The sequence below is a fragment of the Streptomyces sp. S465 genome (assembly GCF_026898115.1).
GTDB classification, from domain to species: Bacteria; Actinomycetota; Actinomycetes; order Streptomycetales; family Streptomycetaceae; genus Streptomyces; species Streptomyces luomodiensis.
The window spans coordinates 4,390,599-4,406,776 of sequence record NZ_CP114036.1 but is presented as its reverse complement, the minus strand read 5'-3'; the positions used below and the strand labels follow the sequence as shown (position 1 = coordinate 4,406,776).

The window sequence follows — 16,178 nt, the reverse complement described above, 5'->3', positions numbered from 1 at the left end:
TGGTCCGCCTCGGTCAGTCACGGTTTTCGCGAGCGGGCAGTGAGTTCGCGGACGAGGCTCTGCACGCGGATCCGGATCTCGTCACGGATCGGCCGTACCGCCGCGACACCCTGACCGGCCGGATCGTCGAGCTTCCAGTCCAGGTAGGTCTTGCCGGGGAAGTACGGGCAGGCGTCGCCGCAGCCCATGGTGATGACCACGTCGGACGCTTGCACGGCTTCGGCGGTCAGCACCTTCGGGATCTCCGCGGCGATGTCGATGCCGACTTCCGCCATCGCCTCCACCACGGCGGGGTTGACGTGCTCGGCCGGTGCCGAACCGGCGGAGCGGACTTCGACGTGGTCGCCCGCGAGGTGGGTGAGGAAGGCGGCGGCCATCTGGGAACGGCCCGCGTTGTGGACGCAGACGAACAGCACGGATGGCTTTCGGGAGTCAGACACGGGCGGAACCTCGGGCGGGCGGGTGTTCGGCGGACGTGGTGGCGGGCTGGGGGAAGTGGCGACGGGTGGCCAAGGCCACGTACACGAGGCCGATCAGGACCGGGACCTCGATGAGCGGGCCGACAACTCCGGCCAGGGCCTGCCCGGAGGAGGCGCCGAAGGTGGCGATGGCGACCGCGATGGCGAGTTCGAAGTTGTTGCCGGCGGCGGTGAACGCCAGCGTCGTGGAGCGGGGATAGTCCAGGCCCACGGCCTTGCCCAGGGCCATGGACCCGGCCCACATCACGGCGAAGTAGACCAGCAGCGGCAGGGCGATCCGCGCCACGTCCATCGGCTGCGAGGTGATCGCGTCGCCTTGGAGGGCGAACAGGACGACGATCGTGAACAGCAGCCCGTAGAGCGCGAAGGGGCCGATCCTCGGGATGAGCGTGGTCTCGTACCAGTCTCGGCCCTTGGCCTTCTCGCCGAGGCGTCGGGTGAGGAACCCGGCCACCAGGGGGATGCCGAGGAAGATCAACACACTGCGGGCGATCTCCCGCACGCTGACGTCGAGGTCGGTCTGTTCCAGGCCGAGCCAGCCGGGCAGCACGGTGAGGTAGAACCAGCCGAACGCGGAGAAGGCGATCACCTGGAAGACGGAGTTCAGGGCGACGAGGACGGCGGCTGCTTCGCGGTCGCCGCAGGCCAGGTCGTTCCAGATGATGACCATGGCGATACAGCGGGCCAGGCCGACGATGATCAGGCCCGTTCGGTATTCCGGCAGGTCCGGCAGGAGGAGCCAGGCGAGCGCGAACATGACCGCTGGCCCGAGGATCCAGTTCAGCACGAGCGAGGGGACCAGCAGGCGCCGGTCCCGGGTGACCGTGTCGAGGCGGTCGTAGCGCACCTTGGCCAGGACCGGGTACATCATCACCAGCAGGCCCAGCGCGATGGGCAGGGAGACGCCGGTGACGGTCACCTTCGCCAGGGCGTCACCCAGGCCGGGAACGAGCCGCCCCAGGCCGAGGCCGGCGGCCATCGCCAGCAGGATCCAGACCGCGAGGAAGCGGTCCACGAACGACAGGCGCCCGGCAACCGGCGCGGTGGTGGTTTCGGTGGTCATCAGGCATCCACCGGCGTCTCGGGGCGCTGGGGCAGTGGCTGCCCGGCAGGGCGGGTGAGGATCGCGGCAAGCCGGTCTGTCATCTCCGGCAGCAGCCAGTAGTAGACCCAGGTGCCCCGACGCTCGCAGTCGATCAGCCCGGCCTGCCGCAGCAGCTTCAGATGATGGGAGATCGTCGGCTGCGCCAGGTCGAAGGCCGGGGTCAGGTCGCATACGCACACCTCGCCCCCGGCCCGTGAGGCGATCATCGACAGCAGCCGCAGCCGGATCGGATCGCCCAGCGCCTTGAACACCTTCGCCAGCTCGACGGACTGTGCCTCGTCCAGGGGGGCGGTCAGCAGCCCTGGGCAGCAGCCGTCGACGCCGTCCTGGCCCAGCACCGCGATCTCTTGCTTCGACATTCTTCTATATTGACGTTTCTCGATCCAGGTTGCAATCTTGTATTGATGAACATCGATGCAACCAGATGGGGCCTTTATGTCTCGTGTGCAGCTCGCTTTGAACGTGCCCGACCTCGAGGCTTCGGTGGCGTTCTACGCCAAGCTCTTCGGCGTCGAGCCGGCCAAGCGCCGCCCCGGCTACGCCAACTTCGCGATCACCGAGCCGCCACTGAAGCTCGTCCTGATCGAAGGCGAGGCGGGGCAGGAGACCCGGCTGGATCACCTCGGTGTCGAGGTCGACTCCACCGACCAGGTCGAGGCCGCCACTGACCGGCTCAAAGAGGCAGGGCTCGCCACCTTCGAGGAGAACGACACCTCCTGCTGCTACGCCCTCCAGGACAAGGTCTGGGTGCACGGCCCCGGCAAGGAGCCCTGGGAGGTCTACGTCGTCAAGGGCGACGTAGACCAGATGGGCAAGAGCGCGGCACTCGACACCGCCGGCGCATGCCGTGCCAGCGGGCCCGCCTCCACGGAGACCCCCAAGGCCGCCATGGGCTGCGGGTGCGGAAGCTGATATGCGAACGAGCCCCGGACGGCTGCCAGTCCGGGCCCGGCGGCCGGTCGCGCGATCACAGTTTGCCGACGTCCCCGGCGATCCCGGCCGCGCCTCTCTTGGCTCGTCGGGGCGTGCGTGGCGAGCGGGAGTAGCGTGGACGGGAGGGGAGAGCTCTTGCGGGAAGCTGGTGAGGGCCATGCCCGAGCGGGCTCAGGCAGTGCTTCGCCTGTTGCGGAGGTATCCGTCCGTCGCACCCGCCGACCTGCCCGAGGTGCTGCGGCGCGAGTACGAGTCGTTGCAGATCAGCCATCTGACCATCTACCTCGCCGACCTCCAGCAGAAGGTGCTGGTGTCGGTGCCGGACGCCCGGGTCGAGGCGCCGCGTACCGTGCCGATCGACGGGACGCTGGCCGGTTGGGCGTACCGGTCGGTCTCGCCCCGTATCACCGAGGAGGCCACGGGGAGCGGGATGGTCCTGTGGCTGCCGCTGGTCGATGGGGTGGAGCGGTTGGGCGTCGTCGCCATCCAGGCCCCGGCCTTCGATGCCATCACCATGGAGGCCTGCCGCGCGCTGGTGGCCTTGATCGCGCTGATAGTGGTCGACAAGACCGCCCACAGCGACGCCTACACCAAGCGGCAGCGCCAGGAGTCCATGGCGCTGCCCTCCGAGATGGTCTGGGCGTTTCTCGCACCGCGGACCATCGGGACCGATCGCTTCACCTCCAGCGCCGTGGTGGAGCCCGCCTACGATCTGGGCGGTGACGCCTTCGACCACTCCACCTCCGACCACACGCTGCACCTGGGCATCTTCGATTCCATGGGCCACGACCTGGCCGCCGGGCTCACCACGTCGGTGGCCCTCGCGGCCTGCCGCACCGCCCGCCGCCGGGACGCGGACATCGTCGAGAACGCGGTCACCATCGACCAAGCGGTCCGTGAGGTCTTTCCCGACCGCTACGTCACCGCCGTGCTGGCGAACATGCACACCAGCACCGGCGGTCTGGAGTGGGTCAACTGCGGCCATCCGCCACCGATGCTGCTGCGCGGTCAGGAGGTGCTCCACGACGCGCTGACGCGGGACGCCGAGCCTCCGCTGGGCCTCGACGGCATCGACACGGACATGACCCGCCAGGTGCACCGCTTCCAGATGGAGCCCGGTGACCGGGTGCTGCTGTACTCCGACGGGGTCACCGAGGCCCGTTCGCCGAGTGGGGAGCGCTTCGGCGAGGGACGCTTCACGGATCTCATCATCCGTGCCATAGCCGCCGGCGATCCCGCCCCCGAGGCGCTGCGCCGTCTGATCCACACGGTCCTCGATCACCATGGCGGCCGGCTCGACGACGACGCGACGATTCTCCTCTCGGAGTGGCATCCGCTCCCTCGGGTGCGGTCCATCCCCCAGACGTGAGACGCCCATCCTTGGAGCGAGACCGGGCTGTCGGAGCCCTGGGCTACGGTGGGGCCGTCCATGTCGGCCGAGCGTGAGGAGCGTGCGGAGTGACCCCCGAGCGGCTGAGGTCCTTCTGCCTCTCGTTCAACTCGGCGGTGGAGGAGTGGCCCTTCTCCCGGTCCCCGGAGGTCTCGGCCTTCAAGGTGAACGGCAAGATCTTCGCCCTGACCACGCTGGACGCGCGTCCGCTCACGGTGAATCTGAAGTGCGATCCGGAGGCCGCGGTGCGGCTGCGTGATGAGCATCCGGGGCTGATCGTCCCGGGGTGGCATATGAACAAGCGCCACTGGAACACGGTGGCGGTGGCCGGCGGGCTCCCGGACCGGCTGGTCCGGGAGCTGATCGAGGACTCCTACGACCTGGTGGTCGCGGGTCTGCCGCGGGCCGAGCGGCTCCGGCTCGACCGGCCCTGAGCGGGGCCCGCGCACCGGGAGCGCCGCTGAACGAGGGCGCGCCGCCCGGGGTGGCCGGGCGGCGCGCGGGGAGGGCATGGGGCAGGCGGTTCAGCAGCGGACCAGGCCGACGAGGCCCTGACCGAGGATGCCGGTGGGCTTCACCCACTCGGTGGCCTTCTCGCCCGGTTGCAGGACGTGGCACTGCGGCTGGGGGCCCGTGCTCCATACGATCTTGAAGACGGGGAGCACCCGCTGTTCGGTGGTGCAGTCGTTGGTGATGAAGGCACCGAAGTAACCGAACAGATCGTGCGTGGTCGCTGTCTTGACGCAGCTCGGCACGGTGTCGTCCGCCGCAGCCGCCGGGGACTGGGCGGCCAGGGTGAGGCCCAGGGCGCTCGTGGCCGTGGCCAGGGACAGGGCGGCGGTGCGTAAGGCCGTTCCGGTGTTTTTCATGTCTGTTTGCCTTTCTCCTTCGAGGGGTGGACGGGTGACCACTGGATGGGTCACCACTGGACGGGTCACCACTGGACGGGTCACCACTGGACCGGGAGGGCCGCCAGGGGGCGGACCAGGCCGGTCTGCTGGTAGCGGAGGTCGGATGGGGGGACCGCGAGGCGGGCCTCGGGGAAGCGCTCGAAGAGGCGGCGGGCGGCGGTCTCGGTGATGATCTTGGCGAGATGGGCGCCGGAGCAGTAGTGGATGCCGAAGCCGAAGCTGAGGTGGGCGGGCTTGGGGCGGGTGAGGTCGAGTACGTCCGGGTGGCCGGGGAACTGGTCGGGGTCCCGGTTGGCGGACAGCACCGAGATGATGACGACCTCATCCGCCGGAATGGTGACTCCGCCGATCTCCACCGGCTCGGTGGTGACGCGCTGGAGCGCGTTGCTGATCGGGTTGACGTAGCGGATCAGCTCGTCCATCGCGGCGCCCCAGCGGCCCGGTTCGGCGAGGAGCTGGGCGCGTTCCGCCGGATGGGTGAGGAGGGCGGCCAGGACGCCGCCGACGAGACTGGCGGTGGTCTCGTTGCCGCCCGTCATCAGGGCGAAGCCGGTGGAGAGGATCTCGGTGGAGGTGAGCCGGCGCTCGGGGCCGGCGTGGATGAGGGAGGAGAGCAGGCCGTCGTCCGGCTCCCGCTCCTTCTGGGCGATCAGCGCGGACATGTAGGCCGACAGATCCCGGATGTTGCGGTCCAGGACGCCCGAGGTGTCGGTCGGGGAGTACTCGCGCAGCGCCTGGGACCAGCGCAGGAAGTCCGGCCACGCCTCGGCGGGCACGCCCATCAGCTCGGCGATGGTCATCACGGGCAGCGGGTCGGCGTATCCGGCGATCAGGTCCGGGGCGGGCCGGCCGGCCAGCTGGTCGAGCAGGTCGTCGACGATGTCCACCACCTTCGGCCGCAGCGCTTCGGCGCGGCGCGGGGTGAAGGCGAAGCTGATGGCCTTGCGCAGCGGGGTGTGGCGGGGCGGTTCGAGGTTGGCCAGGTGGTTGGCCTCTTCGACGGGCGGGGTCATGGTGCGGCCCGACTTGGCGGACATCAGCCGGTAGTGGACGTGGATGTCGCGGCTGAACCGCGGGTCGGCGAGGGCCGCCTTGGCGTCGTCGTACCGGGTCACCACCCAGGCGCGGCTGCCGCCGGGCAGGGAGACCTCGCACACCGGACGCTCCTGGCGGACATGCTCCAGAACGGGATACGGGTTCTGGGTGAACTCGTTGGTGAGCAGCCAGTACTTGGAGAGTGTCCGTGTGGCGGCCATGCCGTCTCCCTCAGCCATCCGGGGCCCTTACGTCCCGGACGACCCTAGGTCGGCCCTCCCGATGCCACAGGTGCGATGCAAAGACTTCGAAGCGGGCCGGGATGCCGGTCCCCGAATCCCGGCCCGGATCTCTGCCATTCGGCAGAGGTGGCGCCCCGGGGTCCGGTCTTAATCTCGGCTCGTCAGCGTAAGCCCGACCCCGCAAAGGGAGAGTGAGCCGCGTGAGCGCGACGATTTCGACGGATACGGAGTTGGCCGCCCGTGCGGTGAACGTCCACAAGGTGTATGGCACCGGCGATGCGCAAGTCGCCGCGCTGCGTGGGGTCGACGTGGAGCTGCGTCGTGGTGAGTTCACGGCGATCATGGGGCCTTCGGGTTCCGGTAAGTCGACCCTCATGCATTGCCTGGCCGGTCTCGACACGGTCAGTGAGGGCGATGTCTATGTGGCCGATATGAAGGTCAATGGAATGAGCGACAAGGAGCTGACCAGCCTGCGCAGAGACCGCATCGGATTTATCTTCCAGCAATTCAATCTGCTGCCGATGCTGACCGCCGAGGAGAACATCCTGCTGCCGCTGGCGATCGCGGGCCGCAAGCCCTCGCCGGAGTGGCTGGCGAAGGTGATCGAGACGGTGGGGCTGAGCGAGCGGCTCGGGCACCGTCCCTCGGAGCTGTCGGGCGGTCAGCAGCAGCGGGTGGCCTGCGCACGGGCGCTGGTGTCCCAGCCCGAGGTGATCTTCGCTGATGAGCCGACCGGCAATCTGGACTCGCGGGCCGGCACCGAGGTGCTGAAGTTCCTGCGCGACTCGGTCAGGTCGCTGGGCCAGACCATCGTCATGGTCACGCACGACCCCAACGCCGCTTCGTACGCGGACCGGGTGGTGTTCTTCGCCGACGGCCATGTGGTCGGCGAGATCACCGAGCCGACCGCGGACGCCGTGCTCGACATGATGAAGAAGATCGACACGGTGGAGAAGGTGGCCTGATGTTCAAGGCGACTCTCAAAAGCGTGCTGTCGCGGAAGGTACGGCTGCTGCTGTCGGGCCTCGCGGTGGTGCTGGGTGTCACCTTCGTCGCGGGCGCCTTCGTCCTCCAGGACACCCTGAACCGTTCGTTCGACGCCCAGTTCGCGGGCGCGTACGACGACATCGACCTCCAGGTGGCCGCCAAGGCGCGGGTCAGCGGGGGCGTGGGGGACGCGGCGAGCGCGCCGGTCGGGCTGGACGCGGCGACCGTGCGCCGGGTGGCGGACGTCCCCGGCGTCGGGAAGGCCCGCGGGGACATCCGCGTCGAGGGCGCCCGCGCGCTCGGCAAGGACGGCAAGGTGGTGCCGAGCACCGGCGGCCCGCGGTACGGCAAGGGGTGGACCGGCGAGACCTCGCTGCTCGCCCTGCGCGACGGCCACGCGCCGGCCAAGCCGGACGAGGTGGCGATCAACGCCGGGCTCGCCGAGAAGGGGCACTTCTCGGTCGGCGACTCGATCGGCGTGCTGACCGGACAGCCGAAGCGGACCTTCACCGTGGCCGGGATCTTCGGCTACTCCGGTGACCGGGACTCCATCGGCGGCGAGCAGACGGTCGCGTTCACCGAACCGGTGGCGCGGGAGCTGATGCTGGGCGACAACGGCCAGTACTCGGCCGTCACCGTGGACCTGGCCTCGGGCGCGAAGAGCGCCACCGTCCAGGCGGCGCTGAAGAAGGAGCTCGGGTCCGGTTTCGAGGTGCGCACCGGTGAGGAGCTGTCGAAGGCGTCGGCCGACCGCTCGCGGGAGGTCCTCGACCTGGTCACCCAGGTGCTGCTGGGCTTCGCGGCGGTGGCGGTGCTGGTGGGGGTCTTCCTGATCATCAACACCTTCTCCATCATCATCGCCCAGCGGATGCGTGAGCTGGCACTGCTGCGGGCGCTGGGCGCCAGCCGCCGTCAGATGATCGGCTCGGTGCTGCTGGAGTCGCTGGTGATCGGGCTGGTCGCGGCGGTCATCGGGCTGGGCCTCGGGGTCGGCCTGGGAGCGCTGGGCGCCTCCTTGCTGGCGGACACCATGGAGGGGCTGGAGGTCGCCGATCTCGGCGTGCCCGCCAGCGCGGTCATCGTGTCGCTGGTGGTCGGTGTGGGGGTGACGATGCTGGCCGCGCTGTTCCCGGCGCTGCGGGCCGCGAAGGTCGCGCCCATCGCCGTCATCCGTTCGGCGGTCGCGCCGGACCGCAGGCACCGCAAGCAGACCTGGACCGGTTCGGTGCTGCTGGTGCTGGGTGCCGGGCTGCTGATGACGGGGCTCGTCGGATCGGGCGACGCGGCGATGTCGGCCGTGCTGCCCGGGGTGCTGCTCGCCTTCATCGGGGTCACGCTGCTCACCCCGCTGTTCAGCCGGCCCGCCGTATGGCTGCTGGGCGGGCTGTTCTCCCGCTCGCTCCCCGGCCAGCTGGGGCGCCGCAACTCGGCGCGCAATCCGCGCCGTACCGCGATCACGGCCTCGGCGCTGATGATCGGCGTGGCGCTGGTCACCACGCTCAGTACGGTGGCCGCCTCGGCGAAGGACAGCGTCAACAACGAGATCTCGGACAAGCTGAAGGCCCAGCTGGTGGCGATGGGCGACTCCGGCGACAGCATGTCGGCCTCCATCGACCCGGCGGCGCTGCGCCAGGCGCGTGGCCTGGACGGGGTGGCGGCGGTCGCCGCTGCCTCGTTCGACACCGCGAAGGTCGGCAAGAGCACTCAGTCGGTGTCCTCCTGGGAGGACTGGGAGGCGGCGCGCGGCATGCTCAGCCTGCGGGCCGAGGCCGGGTCGGTGGATGAACTGGCCCCCGGTACGGTGCTGATGAACAAGGCCACCGCGAAGGACCGCGATCTGGCGGTGGGCGACAAGGTCACCGTCCAGCTCCAGCGCGGGGAGCCGCACACCTACCGGCTGGCCGGCACCTTCGAGGACATGGCGCTCGCCAACAGCGTGGTGATCCCATGGGCCGACGCGACCGAGGGCTTCCGCTACGCGCAGCCGTCGCAGGCGTACTTCCAGCTGGCCCCGGACGCCTCGGTGGCCTCGGTCCAGCCGGGGATCGAGAAGGCGCTGCGGGACAGCCCCGAGGTGACGGTGCAGTCCAAGGACGCGATCGCGAAGAAGTTCAACGACGGCTTCGACATGATGCTCAACGTGGTGCAGGCACTGCTCGCGGTCGCGATGATCATCGCGGTCCTGGGCATCGTCAACACCCTGGCCCTGTCGGTGATGGAGCGGACCAAGGAGCTGGGCGCGCTGCGGGCCATCGGGCTGGGACGCGGCCAGACGATCCGCATGATCATGACCGAGTCGGTGGTGATCTCGCTCTTCGGCGCGGTGCTCGGGGTGGTGGTCGGGGCCGGGCTCGGGCTCGCGGTGGCCCACTCGATGCGGTCCCAGGGCGTCAACACCCTGTCCCTGCCCTGGTCGCTGATGGCGGTCTATCTGGTGGGTGCGGCGATCGTCGGGGCGCTGGCCTCGCTCGGCCCGGCCCGGCGCGGTGCCCGGTTGAATGTCCTCCGGGCCGTCACACAGGAGTGAGGCCCAGGACATGACGGATGGGGTGGACCGCGCCCGGAAAGTGCCGCGGGAACCCCGAAAAGGCTCCCACGGTGCCTCGCATATTCCCCCGGCGAGGCACCGTGGGGCTTCCCTGCCGAACGAGACGCGGGTCGCATTGCAGCTTCCTGCACCGGCTGTTGCCTTCCGAGATTAGGTACGTTGATATGGTCTCGACGGATCGGATGACCGGTGTTGTGTAACCGGTTCTCGGCAGCCCAGAAGGCAGCCGAATCGGACAGGGGGAAAAATGCACGAGCGGGAGTTCCGCGCCTTCGTCTCTATAGCGGAGATAGGACGTATGGATCAGGCGGCGAAGGCACTCGGTTATTCGCAGCCGGCCATCAGCTATCAGATCAAATGCCTGGAACAAATGCTGGGCACCAAGCTTTTCACCCGTGACTCCACGGGTGCCCAGCTCACTCGCGAAGGGCGGATGATCCTGCCCTCGGCCCGTGCGGTACTGGCCCTCATCGACAGTATGAAGGGCGTCTGCGCGGCCGCCTGACACCCACCGTCCCGCCACTTCCACGGGCCCGTCTCCCTGCCACCGCACCGGGAGGCGGGCCCTTGTGCTGCCGTGCCCGCCTCCCGGCGCGGCGGCCGGGCGGCGGATGGCAGGAAGGTGCAGACGGTACAACTGATGCGGGAGTGGCCCGCGGTGGCCGCTGTGCGGGTCAGTCGACGCGTTCGCTGTCCCACACCCAGGCCGCTATGCCGACCCGGTTGCGGACGTCCAACTTCCGCTGGACGTTGGCGATATGGGTCTTGACCGTCCCGGCCGAGATGAACAGCTCGCCGGCGATCTCCGCGTTGGTCATGCCCTGGGCGACCAACTTGGCGATCTCCACTTCGCGTTCGGTCAGCGCCTCGAGGGGCTGCTTGACCCGGGGCCGCTCGGGCTCCTGGATGTGGCGCAGCAGCCGGACCGTCACCGAGGGGCTGATCATGGCGTCTCCGGCCATGGCCGCCCGGATCGCCTCCACCAGCAGGGTCGGCCCGGAGCGCTTGAGGAGAAAGCCGCAGGCCCCGTTGCGCAGGGCGCTGTGCACATACTCGTCGAGGTCGAAGGTGGTCACCACGATGACCTTGACCGGGTCCTCGGCGCCCGGCCCGGCGAGCAAGCGGGTGACCTCGAGTCCGTTCATCCGGGGCATCCGGATGTCGGCCAGCACCACATCGGGGCGTAACTTACGGGCCAGTTCGACGGCCTCCAGGCCGTCGGCGGCCTCGCCCACGACCTCCATGTCCGGTTGGGAGTCGAGAATCAGCCGGAAGCCGATGCGGACGGTGTCCTGGTCGTCGGCCAGCAGGATGCGCGTGGTCACGGCACACACCGTAGCCGTAACGGCACCCGGCCGCACGAGATCCTCCCGGGGCCCGTATCGAAAGATTCACTAAGGGCTTTGGGGCGAGTGGAGCGGTTGACAGCATTCGGCCAGACCCCCTCTCGACGCCGTGCGGCGTAGCGCGGTGCGTTTTCAGGTTGGAGTGGTGACTGAGCATGGCTCGCACCAGAACACTCACAGTGGCGGCGGCGTGTGCGACGTCCGTGACCGTCTCCATGGCCTTGCTCGCGAGCGGGAGCACGGCCTCGGCGACACCGGACCGGCTCAGCCGCGCCGCCCACGGCAGCCCATCCGACGTGGCCATGCTGTCCGCCAAGGCCGGGAACGCGGTCCGGCCCGCCTGGCCCGCGGGGACCTTCGACGGCATCGCGGAGTCCGCCGGCAAGCGCGGGACGGCCGCGGCGCCGAAACCGGCCTCCCCGGCCGACGGTTCGACGCTGGCCGACCGGAGCCCGGTGCTGACCGCCGCGCGGATCGCGGGCAACGCCGAGTACGAGTTCGTCATCGGCACCGGTGACAGTCCGCGGGGCGGGCAGGTCGTCTCCTCCGGCTGGCTGCGCACCCCGCGCTGGACGGTGCCGGACGGGCTGCTCAAGGACGGCGGTCAGTACCAGTGGACCGTACGGGCGCGGAACCGGGCGTCCGGAAAGGTGACCGCGGACGCCACGGCCAGGTCCCTCACCGTGAATCTGCGGCTGGGCGCGCAGTCCGCCGACGGCCCGGTGCCCACGGACACGCTCGGCCCGGTGTCGGTGAACCTCGCCAACGGCAACGCGACCACGTCCGTGGCCACCCCGCAGACGAGTACGGCGACGGGCACCCAGGCGGCGACCTTCACCTACAACTCGCTGGCCACGGCCGAAGTGGGCCTCACCGGCTCGTACTTCACCGGGACGTCCGAGAAGGGCATCGGCGGCACCGAGAAGCCGGCGGTCGTACGGACCGACACCCAGCCGTCCTTCCGCTGGGACGGGCAGGCCCCGTGGGAGGGCGCCGAGGCCGGCGACCGGTTCCGGGTGCGCTGGACCGGTCAGCTGCGCGTGCCGGACTCGGGCGGCTACCGCCTGGGCGGCGTCTACCAGGGCGGGGTGCGGATCTGGCTGGACGGCACGCTGGTCGTGGACGACTGGACGGGCGAGAAGGGCGGCGCCACGCCCCGCTTCGGCACGACGCGGCAGCTCAAGGCCGGCCACGCCTACGCGGTGCGGATCGAGTACCAGCGTCCCGCCGACGGCGGGCAGGTGGCGCTGTGGGCGCAGCGCACGGGCAAGGGCAGCCTTCCGGTGCCCTCGTCCTGGCTCGCGCCCGCCGGGTCCGTGCTGCCGCCCGGCTGGAGCGTGACCCCCGCCGCGACCGGCCCGGACGGCGTGAGCGCGGTCAAGGAGGGCACCGGGGAGGGCGTCGCGGCGGCGGACGGCGCGGCCGGTACGCACGCGGCCGACCCGCTGAGCCCGCAGGGCGCTGACACCACCGGATCGGGCACGGGCGCGGGTACCGGCACGGGCACGGGCACCGGCTCGGCGGCGGGCGCCGCCCAGAGCCCCGCCGCCCTGGCCAAGGCCGCCGCCGGGGCCAAGGGCGCCGAGGACACCGACGCCGACTCCGACGCCGCGGAGCTCAAGGCGGCCGAGGAGGCCGCGGACGAGGGCCTGACGTTCTCCTACGCGGGCGACTCCACCTGCGAGGACGACGACGCCCCCGAGGGGTTCGTATGCGCGGTCAAGGTGCCCGGCGCGGGGACGACCCAGCTGTACTACTCCGCCGGGAAGCTCGCCCGGATCGTCAATCCGGGTGAGGAGACCACCGACTTCGGCTACTCCGCCGACCACCGGCTCACCGCCGTCCGCACCCCGCTGGTGATGGACTGGATCGCGGTCGACCCGGACCGGCGCGACCACGCCACCGCCAACTACCAGGTCGGCTACGGAAACTCCGACACCCGGGCCACCCGGCTGGCCGGTCCCGAGCCCACCGGCTTCACCGAGGGCCGGACCGCCCGCCCCGAGCGGCGCTACGGCTACGCCTCGGGCTCCACCACGATCGACGTGGCGGGCCTGAAGGGCACCCGCACCGTCGCCTACGACTCCGCCGGGCGCGTCAGCTCCGACACCGACGCGACCGGGCGCACCGTGCGCACCGAGTGGACGGCGGCGGAGCAGCCCGCGTCCACCCTCGACGCCGCCGGCCGGCTGACCACCACGGTCTACGACGAGGCGGGCCGCCCGGTCGGCACCTTCGGCCCCGGCCCCCGGACGTGTTTCGCCGACGACGGCCGCCTGGTGAGCCCGGCCCCCTCGGGGTGCGCGAAGGTCCCGGCCACGACGACGGCGTACGGCGACACCAGCGTCACGACCGTCACGGCGGGCTCCGACGGGGTGCCGGACGTGACGGTCGAGAGGCGGCTCAACGAGCTGGGGGTGCCGGTCGCGTCGGTCACCGACCCGACCGGATGGAAGCTCACGACCGGCTACGAGTACGACGAGATGTTCCGGCCCACCGCCAAGGTCATGCCGAGCGGCGCCAAGCAGAGCTACGCGTACTACGGCGCGACGGAGAAGGCCGACAACCCCTGCACCGACGAGGACGATCCGCTGCCGCAGGCCGGCCTGCCGAAGTCCATCACCTCGGCGGCGTCGGCGACCGGCTCCTCCCGGGTGGAGAAGTTCGTTTACGACGAGCGGGGGCTGCCGGTCGCGGTGACCTTCGGCGGGACCGAGTGGACCTGCGTGGACTACGGCGACCGCGGCCAGATCCGCGCCATGCACGTGCCCGGGAACGACTGGGCCCCGGCGCGCACCATCACCTACGACACCGCCTACGGCGGTGATCCGCTGACCACCAAGGCGTCGGAGCCCGGCGACGAGCTGCTCTACACCGTGGACCTGCTCGGCCGTACCGTCCGGTTCACCGACGCCCAGGGCATCCGCACCGAGACGGTCTACGACCGGGCCGGGCGGGCGGTGCGGGAGACCTCGACCCCCGCCGGTGACGCGGACGCGGCGCAGGTGAAGACGGTGCGCTACGACGACGCGGGCCGTAAGACCGCCGTCGCGCTGGACGGGAAGACGCTCGCCACCGTCTCGCTGGACGCGGGCGGCGAGGTCGAGCGGGTGACCTATGCCAACGGCTCGTCGCTGAAGGTGGCCCGGGACGCCGCGGGCCGGATCACGGGCAAGGACTGGAAGCCGGCCGACGGCCGCTCGCTGTCGTCCACGGTGACCCGGGCCCGGTCGGGCGTGGTGACGGACGAGTCCACCGCGGGCAAGGACGCCCGCGAGGGCGAGCCGAACTACCGCTACGACGCGTCGGGCCGGCTGGTCGACGCCTGGGTGACCGGGCACCACTACAGCTATGACTTCGCCGACGCGCCGAAGGACTGCCCCGAGGGCACCCAGGACGGCGCGGGGCGGAACGGCGACCGGCTGCGGCTGACGGACCGCACGGCCGACGGCACCACCGAGACCGGCTACTGCTACGACGCCGCCGACCGGCTGCTGGCCACCACCGGCGCCCACCCGGTGACGGACGTGACCTACGCCGCGAACGGCCATATGACCGGCTACCGGCAGGACGGCGCCACGGTGGAGCAGCGCCACGACGCGGGCGAGCGCTACCTGGGGTCGGGCATCACCGGCAAGGACGCGGCCGACGTCCGGTACACCTCCGACATCGCCGACCACCTGATCGAGCGCGCGGCCACCGGCGCGGACGGCTCGACCCAGCGCTACGGCCACACCTCGCACACCGACCCGGACATCGACTTCGTGCTGGATGAGGACAAGCGGGTGCTGAGCCGGGTGGTGTCGCTGCCGGGCGGTGTGGTCTACGCCAAGGCGGCCTCCTCCGAGGGCCGCTCCACCTGGAGCTACCCGACCGTCCGCGGCGATGTCTTCGCCGTCGCGGGTGACGACGGGAAGCAGGTCGGCGATCTGTACCAGTACGGCCCGTACGGTGAGCCGCTCACCGCGGACGGCACCGTGGACCCCGACCACGTCCCGGACAACCTGCCCGGTGACTTCGACTACGGCTGGCTGGGCCAGTACCAGCGCGGCTCCGAGCACGCCGGGGCGCTGTTCTCCACGGTGCTGGACACCCGGCTGCTGAACAACCCGCTCGGCCGCTTCACCCAGCCGGTCTCCGACGGGCCCTTCCTGAACGCCTACGAGTACGCGGCCGGCGACCCGGTCAACCACGTCAGCATCGACGGGTTCAGCCTGGATGGGGAGAAGGAATGATGGAGAAGTATTTCGCGGACGCCGATGTCGACCTGCTCGAGCACAACGGCACCCACCTGGTGCGGGTGACCCCCGACCACGGCGGTGACGGTCCGGGCTGGGTCGCGGCCAACCTGGACGGGCTGCGCTCGGCGATGCTCGACCACGCGGCGGTCATGGTGAAGAACCTGGGTCTGGGGGAGCAGGACGAACTCGCCGGCCTCGCGGCGCTGATCGGCGGAAAGACGCTGGAGTACAACGAGCGCTCCACACCGCGCAGCCGGGTCAAGGGCAACGTCTACACCTCGACCGAGTACCCGGCCGACCAGTCGATCCCGCAGCACAACGAGAGCGCGTACTCCAGCAACTGGCCGCACAACCTCTACCTGTACTGCGCCAAGGCGGCGGCCACCGGCGGCGAGACCCCGGTGGCCGACAGCGGGGCGGTCCTGGACCGGCTGCCCGAGGACCTGGTGGCGCGGTTCGAGGAGCACGGGGTGCTCTACACCCGCACCTACCGCACCGGGATGGGACTGTCCTGGCAGGAGGGGTTCCAGACCGACGACAAGGCCTACGTCGACCGGTACTGCGCGGAGCACGACATCGAGGCGGCGTGGGACGGCGATGTGCTGCGCACCCGGCAGCGCCGCCCCGCGGTGGTGGAGCACCCGATCACCGGCCGCAGGGTGTGGTTCAACCAGGCCCATCTGTTCCATGTGCACGCGCTGCCGGAGGCGGTGCGCGAGGGGCTGCTGGAAATCTGCGGCGAGGACGGGCTGCCGCGCAACGCCTACTTCGGCGACGGCACCCCGATCGCCCCGGAGGAACTGGCCACGATCCAGGCCGCGTACGAGGCCACGACCCTGGCGGAGCGGTGGGACGACGGCGATCTGCTGATGATCGACAACCTGCTCACCACGCACGGCCGGCGCCCGTTCACCGGGGACCGCAAGGTGCTGGTGTCGATGACCCAGCGTGAGGGGTAGGC

14 protein-coding genes are annotated in these 16,178 nt (G+C 70.6%); 8 read left to right on the top strand and 6 right to left on the bottom strand.

Annotation, left to right across the window (positions count from 1 at the left end; translation table 11 throughout):
- Positions 1–17 precede the first annotated feature (17 nt).
- Genes N6H00_RS18465 through N6H00_RS18455 form a run of 3 tightly spaced genes read right to left on the bottom strand, consistent with a single transcriptional unit; the run spans position 18 to position 1,943 of the window.
- Complete coding sequence (locus tag N6H00_RS18465; protein ID WP_268972863.1) at positions 18–440, bottom strand: arsenate reductase ArsC; 423 nt, start codon at positions 438–440, stop codon at positions 18–20.
- The gene (arsB, locus tag N6H00_RS18460; protein ID WP_268972861.1) at positions 433–1,542 is read right to left on the bottom strand and encodes an ACR3 family arsenite efflux transporter; all 1,110 of its coding nucleotides are present in this window, start codon (positions 1,540–1,542) and stop codon (positions 433–435) included. The genes N6H00_RS18465 and arsB overlap by 8 nt, the downstream gene beginning before the upstream one ends.
- A complete protein-coding gene (locus tag N6H00_RS18455) occupies positions 1,542–1,943 on the bottom strand; it encodes an ArsR/SmtB family transcription factor (protein WP_268972859.1) in 402 nt (133 codons plus the stop codon). Before N6H00_RS18455 ends, arsB begins: the two co-directional genes overlap by 1 nt.
- A 76-nt stretch (positions 1,944–2,019) precedes the next feature.
- Between N6H00_RS18455 and N6H00_RS18450 the strand changes: the two genes are divergently transcribed.
- The 3 genes from N6H00_RS18450 (at position 2,020) to N6H00_RS18440 (ending at position 4,341) form a co-directional block, all read left to right on the top strand.
- A complete protein-coding gene (locus N6H00_RS18450; protein ID WP_268972858.1) occupies positions 2,020–2,496 on the top strand; it encodes an ArsI/CadI family heavy metal resistance metalloenzyme in 477 nt (158 codons plus the stop codon).
- A 178-nt stretch (positions 2,497–2,674) separates the two neighbouring features.
- On the top strand, positions 2,675–3,886 hold the full coding sequence (locus N6H00_RS18445) for a PP2C family protein-serine/threonine phosphatase (protein ID WP_268972857.1): 1,212 nt from the start codon (positions 2,675–2,677) through the stop codon (positions 3,884–3,886).
- An 89-nt stretch (positions 3,887–3,975) separates the two neighbouring features.
- On the top strand, positions 3,976–4,341 hold the full coding sequence (locus N6H00_RS18440; RefSeq protein WP_268972856.1) for an MmcQ/YjbR family DNA-binding protein: 366 nt from the start codon (positions 3,976–3,978) through the stop codon (positions 4,339–4,341).
- A 90-nt stretch (positions 4,342–4,431) separates the two neighbouring features.
- On the opposite strand, the gene N6H00_RS18435 is transcribed toward N6H00_RS18440, so the two are convergent.
- Positions 4,432–4,776, bottom strand: a complete 345-nt coding sequence (locus tag N6H00_RS18435) for a hypothetical protein (protein ID WP_268972855.1) — start codon at positions 4,774–4,776, stop codon at positions 4,432–4,434.
- Positions 4,777–4,856: 80 nt separating this feature from the next.
- Entirely contained in the window at positions 4,857–6,074 is a 1,218-nt protein-coding gene (locus N6H00_RS18430; RefSeq protein ID WP_268972854.1) for a cytochrome P450 family protein, read from the bottom strand.
- A gap of 221 nt (positions 6,075–6,295) precedes the next feature.
- Between N6H00_RS18430 and N6H00_RS18425 the strand changes: the two genes are divergently transcribed.
- The 3 genes from N6H00_RS18425 (at position 6,296) to N6H00_RS18415 (ending at position 10,135) form a co-directional block, all read left to right on the top strand.
- Positions 6,296–7,060 carry an ABC transporter ATP-binding protein gene (locus N6H00_RS18425; protein ID WP_268972853.1) on the top strand — a complete coding sequence of 255 codons (765 nt, stop codon included), beginning with the start codon at positions 6,296–6,298 and terminating at the stop codon, positions 7,058–7,060.
- On the top strand, positions 7,060–9,609 hold the full coding sequence (locus tag N6H00_RS18420) for an ABC transporter permease (RefSeq protein WP_268972852.1): 2,550 nt from the start codon (positions 7,060–7,062) through the stop codon (positions 9,607–9,609). The genes N6H00_RS18425 and N6H00_RS18420 overlap by 1 nt, the downstream gene beginning before the upstream one ends.
- A 268-nt stretch (positions 9,610–9,877) precedes the next feature.
- Positions 9,878–10,135: a LysR family transcriptional regulator gene (locus N6H00_RS18415; RefSeq protein WP_014061570.1), complete on the top strand. Its 258-nt coding sequence runs from the start codon at positions 9,878–9,880 to the stop codon at positions 10,133–10,135.
- A 169-nt stretch (positions 10,136–10,304) separates the two neighbouring features.
- Here the strand turns inward: N6H00_RS18415 and N6H00_RS18410 are convergent, their stop codons facing one another.
- On the bottom strand, positions 10,305–10,955 hold the full coding sequence (locus N6H00_RS18410; RefSeq protein ID WP_268972851.1) for a response regulator: 651 nt from the start codon (positions 10,953–10,955) through the stop codon (positions 10,305–10,307).
- 176 nt (positions 10,956–11,131) lie between these two features.
- Between N6H00_RS18410 and N6H00_RS18405 the strand changes: the two genes are divergently transcribed.
- Both N6H00_RS18405 and N6H00_RS18400 read left to right on the top strand, forming a co-directional pair.
- Positions 11,132–15,211, top strand: coding sequence for a PA14 domain-containing protein (locus N6H00_RS18405; protein WP_268972850.1), 4,080 nt, complete (start codon positions 11,132–11,134; stop codon positions 15,209–15,211).
- Positions 15,211–16,176 (top strand): TauD/TfdA family dioxygenase, encoded by a 966-nt coding sequence (locus N6H00_RS18400; protein ID WP_268972849.1) that lies wholly within the window; start codon positions 15,211–15,213, stop codon positions 16,174–16,176. Before N6H00_RS18405 ends, N6H00_RS18400 begins: the two co-directional genes overlap by 1 nt.
- Positions 16,177–16,178: the final 2 nt, after the last annotated feature.

Bases quoted from the DNA above. Each gene is read 5' to 3' on its own strand.
- arsB (WP_268972861.1), bottom strand. From the start codon at position 1,542: ATGACCACCGAAACCACCACCGCGCCGGTTGCCGGGCGCCTGTCGTTC.
- N6H00_RS18455 (WP_268972859.1), bottom strand. From the start codon at position 1,943: ATGTCGAAGCAAGAGATCGCGGTGCTGGGCCAGGACGGCGTCGACGGC.
- N6H00_RS18450 (WP_268972858.1), top strand. From the start codon at position 2,020: ATGTCTCGTGTGCAGCTCGCTTTGAACGTGCCCGACCTCGAGGCTTCG.
- N6H00_RS18445 (WP_268972857.1), top strand. From the start codon at position 2,675: ATGCCCGAGCGGGCTCAGGCAGTGCTTCGCCTGTTGCGGAGGTATCCG.
- N6H00_RS18435 (WP_268972855.1), bottom strand. From the start codon at position 4,776: ATGAAAAACACCGGAACGGCCTTACGCACCGCCGCCCTGTCCCTGGCC.
- N6H00_RS18430 (WP_268972854.1), bottom strand. From the start codon at position 6,074: ATGGCCGCCACACGGACACTCTCCAAGTACTGGCTGCTCACCAACGAG.
- N6H00_RS18420 (WP_268972852.1), top strand. From the start codon at position 7,060: ATGTTCAAGGCGACTCTCAAAAGCGTGCTGTCGCGGAAGGTACGGCTG.
- N6H00_RS18415 (WP_014061570.1), top strand. From the start codon at position 9,878: ATGCACGAGCGGGAGTTCCGCGCCTTCGTCTCTATAGCGGAGATAGGA.
- N6H00_RS18405 (WP_268972850.1), top strand. From the start codon at position 11,132: ATGGCTCGCACCAGAACACTCACAGTGGCGGCGGCGTGTGCGACGTCC.
- N6H00_RS18400 (WP_268972849.1), top strand. From the start codon at position 15,211: ATGGAGAAGTATTTCGCGGACGCCGATGTCGACCTGCTCGAGCACAAC.